This is a genomic window from Microbacterium thalli (genome assembly GCF_028737325.1).
Lineage (GTDB): Bacteria > Actinomycetota > Actinomycetes > Actinomycetales > Microbacteriaceae > Microbacterium > Microbacterium thalli.
Genome location: NZ_JAQZCH010000005.1, coordinates 1 through 10,558, shown reverse-complemented (window position 1 = coordinate 10,558; position 10,558 = coordinate 1). Strand labels below are relative to the sequence as shown.

10 protein-coding genes and 1 rRNA gene are annotated in these 10,558 nt (G+C 71.1%); 6 read left to right on the top strand and 5 right to left on the bottom strand.

Annotated features, from left to right (window positions below):
• From rrf to PUW82_RS15000, 3 genes are all read left to right on the top strand, one after another.
• Positions 1-68: ribosomal RNA gene (rrf, locus tag PUW82_RS15145) — 5S ribosomal RNA — on the top strand; the annotation flags it as partial.
• 127 nt (positions 69-195) lie between these two features.
• Entirely contained in the window at positions 196-870 is a 675-nt protein-coding gene (locus PUW82_RS15005; protein ID WP_274223128.1) for a GntR family transcriptional regulator, read from the top strand.
• Positions 871-880: 10 nt separating this feature from the next.
• Positions 881-1,903: a 1-aminocyclopropane-1-carboxylate deaminase gene (locus tag PUW82_RS15000; RefSeq protein WP_274223127.1), complete on the top strand. Its 1,023-nt coding sequence runs from the start codon at positions 881-883 to the stop codon at positions 1,901-1,903.
• 18 nt (positions 1,904-1,921) lie between these two features.
• Here PUW82_RS15000 and PUW82_RS14995 read toward each other — a convergent pair whose 3' ends face one another.
• Positions 1,922-3,046, bottom strand: coding sequence for a class I SAM-dependent methyltransferase (locus tag PUW82_RS14995; protein ID WP_274223126.1), 1,125 nt, complete (start codon positions 3,044-3,046; stop codon positions 1,922-1,924).
• A 68-nt stretch (positions 3,047-3,114) separates the two neighbouring features.
• Between PUW82_RS14995 and PUW82_RS14990 the strand changes: the two genes are divergently transcribed.
• Entirely contained in the window at positions 3,115-3,510 is a 396-nt protein-coding gene (locus PUW82_RS14990; protein WP_274223125.1) for a DoxX family protein, read from the top strand.
• Here PUW82_RS14990 and PUW82_RS14985 read toward each other — a convergent pair.
• Both PUW82_RS14985 and PUW82_RS14980 read right to left on the bottom strand, forming a co-directional pair.
• Positions 3,489-4,136, bottom strand: coding sequence for a response regulator (locus PUW82_RS14985; RefSeq protein ID WP_274223124.1), 648 nt, complete (start codon positions 4,134-4,136; stop codon positions 3,489-3,491). The genes PUW82_RS14990 and PUW82_RS14985 overlap by 22 nt on opposite strands.
• Entirely contained in the window at positions 4,133-5,791 is a 1,659-nt protein-coding gene (locus PUW82_RS14980) for a sensor histidine kinase (RefSeq protein ID WP_274223123.1), read from the bottom strand. The genes PUW82_RS14985 and PUW82_RS14980 overlap by 4 nt, the downstream gene beginning before the upstream one ends.
• A 151-nt stretch (positions 5,792-5,942) precedes the next feature.
• Here PUW82_RS14980 and citH point away from each other — a divergent pair, with 151 nt between their 5' ends.
• Complete coding sequence (gene citH, locus PUW82_RS14975; RefSeq protein ID WP_274223122.1) at positions 5,943-7,475, top strand: citrate transporter CitH; 1,533 nt, start codon at positions 5,943-5,945, stop codon at positions 7,473-7,475.
• A gap of 67 nt (positions 7,476-7,542) precedes the next feature.
• Here the strand turns inward: citH and PUW82_RS14970 are convergent, their stop codons facing one another.
• Together PUW82_RS14970 and PUW82_RS14965 are read right to left on the bottom strand one after the other, a co-directional pair.
• A complete protein-coding gene (locus PUW82_RS14970; RefSeq protein WP_274223121.1) occupies positions 7,543-8,556 on the bottom strand; it encodes a Gfo/Idh/MocA family protein in 1,014 nt (337 codons plus the stop codon).
• Positions 8,557-8,588: 32 nt separating this feature from the next.
• Positions 8,589-9,113 (bottom strand): hypothetical protein, encoded by a 525-nt coding sequence (locus PUW82_RS14965; protein ID WP_274223120.1) that lies wholly within the window; start codon positions 9,111-9,113, stop codon positions 8,589-8,591.
• A gap of 165 nt (positions 9,114-9,278) precedes the next feature.
• Here PUW82_RS14965 and PUW82_RS14960 point away from each other — a divergent pair, with 165 nt between their 5' ends.
• Entirely contained in the window at positions 9,279-10,286 is a 1,008-nt protein-coding gene (locus PUW82_RS14960; RefSeq protein WP_274223119.1) for a LacI family DNA-binding transcriptional regulator, read from the top strand.
• Positions 10,287-10,558: the final 272 nt, after the last annotated feature.

Genomic DNA, 10,558 nt, shown 5'->3' with positions numbered 1-10,558 from the left:
AAGCTAAGCCTCACAGCGCCGATGGTACTGCAGGGGGGACCCTGTGGGAGAGTAGGACACCGCCGGACTTCTTTCGTAAGAGGGCCACCCAATGTTGGGTGGCCCTTTTTCGTGCCCGGGCGCCGGCCGTGAGGGTCGTCGCCCCGGTTCGGCAACGATTTGACCCTGACAGCTTTTTCGTGTGCAATATATTGCATGCCGCTGGCCCCTCTCGACCGCCCCGTCTCGCTGCGCGACCACGCGTACACGGCGATCCGTGACGCGATCGTCAGCGGATCGCTCGCTCCGGGGCAGCGACTGCGCGACCAGGAGCTCGAAGACTGGCTCGGCGTGAGCCGCACTCCGATCCGCGAAGCCATCGCACGGCTGGAGGTCGCGGGACTCGTACGGACGCGCCGTGCGAAGGCCACGGAGGTCGCGCCGCTCGACGAGCGCGACGCGTTCGCGGCGCAGCGTATCGCGGCATCCCTCCACGCTCTCGCCGCCCACGACGGGGTGCCGCAGCTGACAGCGAACGATGTCGAGGCCATGCGGCTCGCCAACGAGCGCTTCACCATCGCTCTCAGTGAGGGCTCGGTGGATGAGGCCCTCGCCGCGGACGACGCGTTCCACGATGTGCTGGTCGCCGCGAGCGCGAACCCGCTGCTTCCGGGGTTGCTCGAACAGGTCACGCCGCTGCTGCGGCGCCTCGAGCGCTCCCGGTTCTCCAGTCTCGCCGGTCGCGACTCCGTGGCGGCCCACGCGCGCATCATCGAACTCGCCGCGGCCGGGGATGCCGCCGGCGCCGCCGCCGCGACGCAGCAGAACTGGCTCACTCTCGAGCGGCTGCTGTCGCACCCCGATTCCACCGCGAGCTCCACCGACCTCTAGGACGATCACCATGACCCTCGCCGATTTCCCGCGCCATCCGCTCACCTTCGGTCCGAGCCCGATCCATCCGCTCGATCGCCTCTCGGCGCACCTGGGTGGCGCGCGCATCTGGGCGAAGCGCGAGGACGTGTCGAGCGGCCTCGCCTACGGCGGCAACAAGACGCGCAAACTCGAATACCTCGTGCCGGATGCTCTCGCGCAGGGCGCAGACACGCTGGTGTCGATCGGCGGCATCCAGTCGAACCACACGCGTCAGGTCGCTGCCGTCGCCGCGCACCTGGGCATGAAGGCCGTGCTGGTGCAGGAGAACTGGGTCGACTGGCCGGATGCCGTCAACGACCGCGTCGGCAACATCCTGCTCTCACGCCTTATGGGCGCGGATGTCCGGCTGTCGTCGGACGGGTTCGATATCGGGTTCCGCGATTCGTGGAAGGACGCGATCGCGGACGTCGAAGCCGCCGGCGGAACTCCTTACGCCATTCCGGCTGGCGCGAGCGACCACCGGCTCGGCGGACTGGGGTTCGCGAACTGGGCGCACGAGGTGCGGATGCAGGAGGAGCAGCTTGGAGTGTTCTTCGACACGATCATCGTGTGCACCGTCACCGGCTCGACGCACGCCGGGATGATCGCGGGGTTCGCCGACCTCGCGGAGAATTTCGGCGACCGGCCGCGGCGTGTACTGGGCATCGACGCGTCAGCGACGATCGAGAAGACGCGCGACCAGGTGACGCGGATCGCGCGACGCACGGCAGAGCTGATCGGGCTGGGCCGTGAGCTGCGCGACAACGAGGTGCAGGTGCTCGAAGGCTGGGCGGGGGAGCGCTACGGCATCCCCGTCGCCTCGACCGACGAGGCCATCTCGCTGACGGGACGGCTCGAGGGGGTCATCCTCGACCCTGTCTACGAGGGCAAGTCGATGGCGGGGCTCATCGACCTCGTCTCGACCCGTGAGATCCCCGCCGATGCGAACGTGCTCTATGCCCACCTGGGCGGTCAGCCGGCGATCAATGCGTACAGCGGCCGCTATCACTGACCCCGGCACGGGCGGCGCTCAGCGGCGCCGCGAGACCGTGACGGTGAACTTGGGGTCACGGGCGATCTGACGCGTCGGCCCCACGAGGCGTTCGAGCACGGGCCGGTATCGCAGCGCGGAGTTCCACACGCACCACAGCTCGCCGCCCGGTCGCAGCACGCGCGCCGCGTCGGCGAACAGGCGCGGGGCGACGCGATCGCTCACGGCCGAGCCGGAGTGGAACGGCGGGTTGAGCGCGATGAGCGAGGCGCTGGCGTCGGTGCGTCGGGACAGCAGGTCATCGCGCACGACGGTGACGCGATCCGCCACGCCGTTCGCGATGGCGGTGGCTCGCGCTGAGGCCACGGCGGCGGCGGACTGGTCCGACGCGTAGACGTGGACGTCCGGATGCCGTGTGGCCCAGGCGGAGGCCACGACCCCGGTCCCACATGCGAAGTCGATCCACGGGTCATCGGCCGTTCCGGCGGGGGCGTCCCCCGGAAGATGCTGCAGCAGGAGGCGCGTGCCGATGTCGATCCGCGCCCCGGCGAACGCGCCGCCGTAGGCGCGGATCTCCAGCCCGTCCACGCGGCCCGCGCGAGGCTCCGGCGGAGTGACGGCACGCGGCGTCTGGGCGATGAGCACGCGCGACTTGTCTCGCGCATGCGTCACGTCGAGACGCTCGAAGGTCGTGCGCAGCACGTCGTTCATCGCGAGGGCCATGTGCTTCACGCGCGCCCCGGCGAACACGACGACATCGGGGGCGGCGGCAGACGCCACCGTCGCGGCGATGTCGGCGAGGGCGTCGAGCGAGCGCGGCAAGCGGAGCAGCACGACTCGTGCCCCCGAGACGAGTTCGGCGTCCAGACCCATCGAGGCGAACCGAGCCTCGGGTGCCCACTGCCGGGCGTTGGCCGCCAGCGCGGCCTCCCCGCTCAGGGCGTCTTGATGCACTCGGATGCCGTCGGCCCCGTCGCTCGCGGCGCCGAGCGTCAGTGCACCGTAGGCATCACCGATGACCACCAGCTCGCCCGGTCCGATCTCGGCACGAGCGGATGCCGACTCGTCGAGGATCAGCCGGTCGGCGGCGTCAGCGGCCACGAGGCCGGGTGCCTCGACGTCAGGCCACCGTCTCAGCAGCGAGAGATCGAACGGGCCGGACACCCGGTAAGCCTAGTGCGGGCGGGACGCAACCCGGAGACGGCCGCCGGGCGGCGCCCCACAATAGAGGCATGAGAACTGCGCTGCGCTGGCTGCTCGCCGGCGGGATGATCTTCGCCGGTGTGAGCCACCTCTTCTGGGCACGACGCGACTTCCAGGCGCAAGTGCCCGACCTCGTCGTCGACAGGCTCCCCATCGACCGCGACGGCGTCGTGGTCGCGTCGGGAGCGGTGGAGGCGCTGTTCGGCGCCGCCCTGCTGGGGCTGCCGCGGGAGCGCGAGCGCGTCGGCGCCCTGCTGGCGGCGTTCTTCGTCGCGGTCTTCCCGGGGAACGTGGACCAGTGGCGCAAGCAGCGCAGCGCCTTCGGTCTCGACACCGACCGCCGGCGTTTCGTCCGCCTGTTCTTCCAGCCGGTGCTCGTCGCGTGGGCCTGGTGGTCGACGCGTCAGCCGCGCGACGCGGCGTAGCGGTGCTCCGGTCGGCCCGTCGAGCCGTACCGCAGCCGCACCTCGACGATGCCGCGCGCGGCGAGGGCGGCGAGGTGGCGCTGCGCGGTCGCGCGTGAGATGCCGCACGCGTCGGCCACCTCGCCGGCGGACGCCTCGCCGGCACCGAGGGTCGCGAGCACCAGCTGCTCGGTCGCCAATCGGGTCGTCGTCGCAGGCTCGCCGTGAGCAATGGCCAACGCGCGGTCGATGTCGTCCTGCTCGAGCTCGGCGGCATCCAGCACGTTGCGGTAGCGCGCGTACCGTTCGAGTCGCTCCCGCAGCGAACGCGCATCGAACGGCTTGACGAGATAGCCGATCGCGCCCGCCCGCAGGGCGCGACGGATGGTCGTCGCATCGGTCGCCGCCGACAACACAAGAGCGTCGACGTCGGTCGTGCGCACGAGATCCACGCCTTCGCCGTCCGGCAGGTAGTTGTCGATGAGGACGAGGTCGGGCCGCTCCGCTGCGATCGCAGCGCGTGCACCCGCGATCGATCGTTCCGGTTCGAGAGCGCGGAAACCGGGCACGGCGTCGACGGCGTCGCGGTGCAGACCGGCGACGCGGAAGTCGTCGTCGACGACGAGGACGCGCAAGGGGGAAGTCATCGGGTCGTCTCCTCGGGTGCGGTTGGGGGAGCGGTACCGCGGTCCGGTGCGGTGTGAGGGCGCAGGACGCCGGGCAGCCGCGCGGCGAACACCGCTCCGGCGCCGCTGCCGCCGGGATCGATGATCCAGACCGAGCCGGCCCGGCGCCGTGCGAGCTCACGTGAGAGAGGCAACCCGATGCCCCGCCCGCGGACGCGATCGTCGGCCGGACCGGGGGACGCGGCGAAGACATCGCGCCCCGGCGGCACTCCGGGCCCGGAGTCGGCGACGGTGACGACGAGCGCGTCGCCGTCGCTGAGCAGAGTCGTCTCGACCCAGCGGGGCTCACCGCCGTGCTGGGCCGCCGCGATGGCGTTGTCGAGTAGGTTCGCCAGGACCGCAGCGGCATCCTCCACCCGGACGAGGGAGCCCAGCAGCAGCGTCTCGGCGCCGACGCGGAGGGCGACGCCGCGCGCAGCCGCATCGGTGCCCTTCGCGAGCAGCAGCGCCTGGAGGAACGGGTCGTCGACGCGTTCGATGTCGGTGACGGTGGTCGGGACGCTGCCGCGCTGCAGCAGCTCGTCGAGGAAGGCGCGCGCCTCGTCCACGCGTGCCGCGTCGATGAGGCCGGCCGCGACGTGGAGCCGGTTCGAGAACTCGTGACGCTGCACGCGCAGCGTGCCCGTCACCGTCTGCACCGAGGCGAGTTGCTCGTTGAGCTCGGCCACGTCGGTCTGGTCGCGGACGACCACGACGTCGCCGAGCGCCCGGCCGCCGTGGCGGACCGGATGCACATCGACCGCGACGATGCGGTCACCGACCGCCACACGGAGAACCGGCAGTCCCGCAGAGATCGCCGCACGCACATCCACCGGCAGGTCGAGCGCGTCCAGGGGTCGCCCGACCGGGTCGGTCACTCCGAGCAGCCGCGCGGCCGTGTCGGAGCAGACGCGGACGACGCCGTTCTCGTCCAAAGCGAGCACGCCGTCGCCGACCCCATCGAGGACGGCGCTTTGCTGCTGCACGAGGGCCGTGAGCTCCTCGGGCTGCAAGCCGAGCGTCGCCCTCTCCCACCGCCGGCGCAGCACGGTGCCCGCGCCGATCCCGAGGGCCAGAGCGGCGACAGCAGCCACCCCGATCGCCATCAGGACGGCCGGGAGGTCGTCGAGCACGCTGCCCTCCTCGAAGCCGACGCTGACTTCGCCGACCGCCGGCCCACCCCCCGGCGGGAGCACCGGAACCTTCGCGCGTGCCGAGCGGCCGAGGGTGCCGACCTCCCAGTCGACGACCTCTTCGCCGGCCAGCACCCGGGCGAACGGCGTCGACACGGTCTGCCCGAGTCGCTCGGGGCGGGGATGGGCCAGACGGATGCCGTGGTCGTCGGTGATCACGACGAAGAGCGCATCGGTGCGTTCGGCGACCGCCGCCGCGGTGCGCTGCAGTGTGCCGTCGACGAGGGCGGCGGCATCCGGGGTTCCGGGGTCGGCGGACCAGGCGGCGACGCTCGAGCGGACGTCGGGGCTCGCGGCGACCGAGCGTGCGATGTTCAGGGCGTTCTGCTCGGCCGCGGCACGGACCTGGCCGACCGCGATGACGGCGAACGCTGCCGTGCACACGACGAGAACCGCCACGACGACGGACAGCTGGACGAGGAACAAGCGCGTGGTGAACCGCATCCGTCCTCCATCCGTCCCGCGCAGAATGCGCAGAACACACGCTACGCGCTCAAGTCGCGGGAATGCGCCCAAGCGCGCGCCGCGGTGCGCACCGGACCTACGCTCATCCGATCGGACCGCTGGCCGGTGCCCCGCCGACGAAGGAGTCGACATGACCCCCACCGCTACCCTCGTCCCCGCCGCAGCCGCGGCGGAGGAGGGCTACGAGCTCGCCTTCCTGCCGCCCGAGGGCGTGCTGGTCGCCCTCGGTTTCACCATGGTGCTGACTTTCATGGCGCTGATCATGACCCGGCGGCTCACCCCCATGGTCGCCCTCATCCTCGTGCCGACCGTCTTCGGCCTGTTCGCGGGTGCCGGACTCGGACTCGGCGACATGATCATCGACGCGATCGGCAGCATGGCGCCCACCGCGGCGCTGCTGATGTTCGCGATCATGTACTTCGGCATCATGATCGACGTCGGCCTGTTCGACCCGCTGATCCGCGCGATCACCCGGCTGCTCCGCGACGATCCCGCCAAGGTCGTCCTCGGGACGGCTGTGCTCGCGGGGGTCGTCTCGCTCGACGGCGACGGCTCGACCACCTTCATCATCACGACCTCGGCGATGCTGCCGATCTATCTGCGTCTGGGCATGAGTCCCGTCGTGCTGACATGCGTCGCGGGCCTGATGAACGGAACGATGAACATCGTGCCGTGGGGCGGGCCGACCGTGCGCGCGGCATCGGCACTCGGCCTGCAGCCCACCGATGTGTTCGTGCCGATGCTGCCCTCGCTGGCAGCGGGCATCGTCGTGTCGCTGACCTTCGCCTGGTTCCTCGGCCTGTCGGAGCGCCGTCGCCTCGCGGGCAACGTGGACACCTCCAAGCTCGGCAGCGGCGACGGCATGTTCGGCGGCCCGAAGCTGTTCCGTGGCGCCGATCCCCGCCCCGGCGCCCTCGCGACGCTGCGGACCGGCAACGTCGTGACGGTTCGCGGACGTCGGCCCGTTCCGGCGGCGCAGTGGGTCGAGGAGCGCGACACGGCCATGGCCGACACGATGCTCGACCCGAACCGGGCGACGCTGCGTCCGCGCCTGGTGTGGGTGAACCTCGTGCTCACCCTCGCGGTGATGGTGCTGCTCGTCCTGGACCTGTTCCCGCTCGCCTACGTCTTCATGGTCGGCGCGTCCCTGGCACTGCTGATCAACTTCCCGAAGCTCAAGCAGCAGGCGGACGAGATCGTCGCGCATGCCCCCTCGATCGTCGGCGTCGTGTCGATGGTGCTCGCCGCCGGCGTGCTCGTCGGCGTCCTCAACGGCACCGGGATGGTCGCGGCGATGGCCTCCTGGGTCACCGAGGTGATCCCTTCACAGCTCGGACCGCACCTCGCCGTGATCACGGGCGTGCTGTCGATCCCGTTCACGTTCTTCATGTCCAACGACGCCTTCTACTTCGGCATTCTGCCGATCCTGGCCGAGAGCGCAGCGGCCTACGGCATCGAACCGGTCGAGATGGCGCGTGCCTCGATCACCGGCCAGCCGGTGCACCTGCAGAGTCCCCTGGTGCCGGCCATCCTGCTGCTCGTGTCGCTCGCGAACGTGAACCTGGGCGACCACCACAAGAAGGTGCTGTGGCGGGCGACCGTCGTGTCGCTGGTGATGCTCGCGGTCGGGGTCGTGCTGGGCGTCGTGCCGTTCGCGGCCTGAGCGCGCAGCGGGCCTGAACGCGTGAACGGGGGCGGTGCGCCATGCACACCGCCCCCGTTCGTCGCGCTCAGCTCTCCTGCGGGTAGCGGACGCCGATCTGCGCGCGGATGTCGTCGAGCACGCCCATGATCGCGACTGTCTCGGCGATTGGCAGGATGTCGCCGTCGATCCGCCCGGCGGCGACGAGCGCCTCGGCCTCGAGCGCCTGGAACTGCATGCCTCGCCCCTGGATCTCCGTGCGGTACTCCTCGATGACCGTGCCGTCGGCGCCGGTGACGCGGAAGTCGGTCGCGCTGTACCAGACGCCGGAGATGTCGATGCGGCCGGCCGTCCCCACGATGTGAGCGGTGTTGGGCCCGGCGGCACGCGACGACGACACCGTCGTCGAGACGGCGCCGGAGGCGTGGGTCATGACGGTCGCGACCTCGCTGTCGGCGCCGGTCTCCTGCAGTCGACCGAGCGCGCGCACCTGCGTCGGGATGCCGAGCACGTCGCACGCGAACGAGACCGGGTAGATGCCGAGGTCGAGCAGTGCCCCGCCGCCGAGGGCGAGGTCGTTGAGCCGGTGGGTCGGGTCATCCGTGATGCTCTGCGTGTGGTCGGCGAAGAGCGTGCGCACCTCGCCGATGGTGCCCGACGCCACGATCTCGCGCAGGCGGACCATGTGCGGCAGGTAGCGCGTCCACATCGCCTCCATGACCAGCACCCCGGCGTCCGCCGCGAGATCGCGCAGGACGACGGCCTCGTCGCGGGTCAGCGTGAACGGCTTCTCGACCAGCACGTGCTTGCCGTGCTGGATGGCGAGAGCCGCCGCGTCGCGGTGGGCGGGATGCGGCGTCGCGACGTAGATGATGTCGACATCCGGGTCGGCGGCCAGCTGCTCGTACGAGCCGTGGGCGTGCGGGATGCCGTACTCGGCGGCGAAGCGCGACGCGGACTCGTCGCTGCGCGAGCCGACGGCGACGACGTCGCGGCCCGCGGTGACCAGGTCGCGCGTGAAGGAATGGGCGATCCCGCCCGTCGCCAGGATGCCCCAGCGCAGGCCGGCGGTGGAGTGCTCGGGGGTCGTCTGATCAGTCATACCGCGAGCCTAGCCACGCTGCGCGCGACTGATCAGACTCGCGGCGGGCGGCGCGGCGGAGTGTCGCTCACACCGGTCAGGAAGGCCACGATGGCGTCGGCTGTCGCGGTGATCTCGGGACCGCGGCCGAAGGACCATCCGGCATCCGAGGCCCGCACCGTGTGACCCGAGATCGCAGCGCGACGCGCGAAGGGAGCGGACGCCGACGCGTGCAGCGCCACCGCGCCCGAGATGTCCGAGGGGAGCGGCGCCTCCTCCGCGCCCGCGAGAGCGAGGTACGCCCGCACCGCGGCCGTGAGGTCTCGAATGGTGCGCCGCTGACCCGTTGCGATCGCGGCCGCCAGGCGGTGCAGATCCGCCTCGGCGCCGTCGTCGAGGTCACGGGCGAGGCCGGCGTCGCGAGCGAACGCGCGGGCGTCATCGGGTGCGGCTTCGGCGAGGCGACCGGCGGCGAGGCGCACGACGGCGGCGAGCTGCTCGCGGCGGTCGGACGAGACGCGCGCGTCGCCATCCGGGGTGCGTTGGCTGAGGGGCAGGAACCGGCCGAGGTCGGACATGGCGCCAGCTTAGGCTCGCCGTGCCGTGTGACGTTCGCGCGGTCGTCACATCGGGCGCCGCGCCGCGGTGTGTGACTGTCACATCGGGATTCGCGCTGCTCTGGGGACACGCCAGTGCATAATGGCTGGAGTCGATGTGAACGTGCGCATCGGCCCGGAGGAACCATGAGCGAGGACGCCACGGGCCGTCGCCCCAGCATCCGCGATGTCGCGCGGCTGGCGGGCGTGTCGCACCAGACGGTCTCGCGCGTGCTCAACAACCACCCGAGCATCCGCGCCGAGACCAAGGAACGCGTGCTCGCCGTCATGGTCGAGCTCGACTACAGCCCCAACCGGGCGGCACGGGCGCTGGTCACGAGTCGATCGCACACGATCGGGGTGTTGACCTCGTCGGCGACGCAGTACGGTCCGGCATCCTCGATTGCGGCCATCGAGGCGGCCGCGCGGGCCCGGGGCTACTGGGTGACGACCGCGAACGTGGATGCCGCCGAGCCGAGCTCCATCCAGGCGGGCCTGGCCCACCTCGTGGCCCAAGCGGTCGAGGGCCTCGTCGTCATCGCACCGCAGGTGCGGGTGATCCGCGCGATCGCGGCGCAATCGATCGGCATCCCGTACGTCACGCTGCAGTCGACGGAGGTCGATCCCGGCCACGCCATGTCGGTGGACCAGATCGCGGGGGCGCGCCTGGCCACCCGGCACCTCATCGAACTCGGACATCGGTCGATCTACCACATCGCCGGTCCGCAGGACTGGATCGAGGCCGAAGCGCGAATGCGGGGCTTCCTCGAGGAGATGAGCGATTCCGACATCCCGACAACGGCACCCGTGCTCGGGGACTGGACGGCGGAGTTCGGCTACTACGCGGGGCGTGAGCTGCTCCGGGTCCGCGATTTCACCGCGATCTTCTCGTCGAACGACCAGATGGCCCTGGGCCTGCTGCACGCCATCCGCGACGAGGGACTGGACTGTCCGCGCGACATCAGCATCGTGGGGTTCGACGACATCCCCGAGGCGGCGCACTTCTGGCCGCCGCTGACGACTGTGCGCCAGGACTTCGCGGAGCTGGGCCGGCGTTGCGTCGACCTGCTGCTCGGCCAGGGTGAAGGCGAGGTCGATCAGCCGATCCTGCTGCCCGAGCTCGTGGTCCGCTCGTCGGCCGGTCCGCGGCGCTGAGCCGCCGTTACCGATCCGAGACACGCCAGGAGTTGACAGCCCGGTCCGTGCGGTGGCTATAGTTTCGCAATGTGAACGGTCACATCGACCGCACACGATCGAGGCCCGCCGACGGTGGTGGGCGAAGGAGCACTCGAGTGGCACGCAACGCAGCGATCAGCAGCGAGTATGTCGACGGCGTCAAGGCCGAGGTCGCGGTGGCGCGGGTTCGGGCCGAGGTGGCGTCGTTGCACGCGGAGTTGGTGCGGTACGGGCTGGTCGTGTGGACCGGG

Excerpts from the sequence above, each read along its gene's own strand:
- PUW82_RS15005 (WP_274223128.1), top strand. The coding sequence starts at position 196 with ATGCCGCTGGCCCCTCTCGACCGCCCCGTCTCGCTGCGCGACCACGCG.
- PUW82_RS15000 (WP_274223127.1), top strand. The coding sequence starts at position 881 with ATGACCCTCGCCGATTTCCCGCGCCATCCGCTCACCTTCGGTCCGAGC.
- PUW82_RS14990 (WP_274223125.1), top strand. The coding sequence starts at position 3,115 with ATGAGAACTGCGCTGCGCTGGCTGCTCGCCGGCGGGATGATCTTCGCC.
- PUW82_RS14985 (WP_274223124.1), bottom strand. The coding sequence starts at position 4,136 with ATGACTTCCCCCTTGCGCGTCCTCGTCGTCGACGACGACTTCCGCGTC.
- PUW82_RS14980 (WP_274223123.1), bottom strand. The coding sequence starts at position 5,791 with ATGCGGTTCACCACGCGCTTGTTCCTCGTCCAGCTGTCCGTCGTCGTG.
- citH (WP_274223122.1), top strand. The coding sequence starts at position 5,943 with ATGACCCCCACCGCTACCCTCGTCCCCGCCGCAGCCGCGGCGGAGGAG.
- PUW82_RS14970 (WP_274223121.1), bottom strand. The coding sequence starts at position 8,556 with ATGACTGATCAGACGACCCCCGAGCACTCCACCGCCGGCCTGCGCTGG.
- PUW82_RS14965 (WP_274223120.1), bottom strand. The coding sequence starts at position 9,113 with ATGTCCGACCTCGGCCGGTTCCTGCCCCTCAGCCAACGCACCCCGGAT.
- PUW82_RS14960 (WP_274223119.1), top strand. The coding sequence starts at position 9,279 with ATGAGCGAGGACGCCACGGGCCGTCGCCCCAGCATCCGCGATGTCGCG.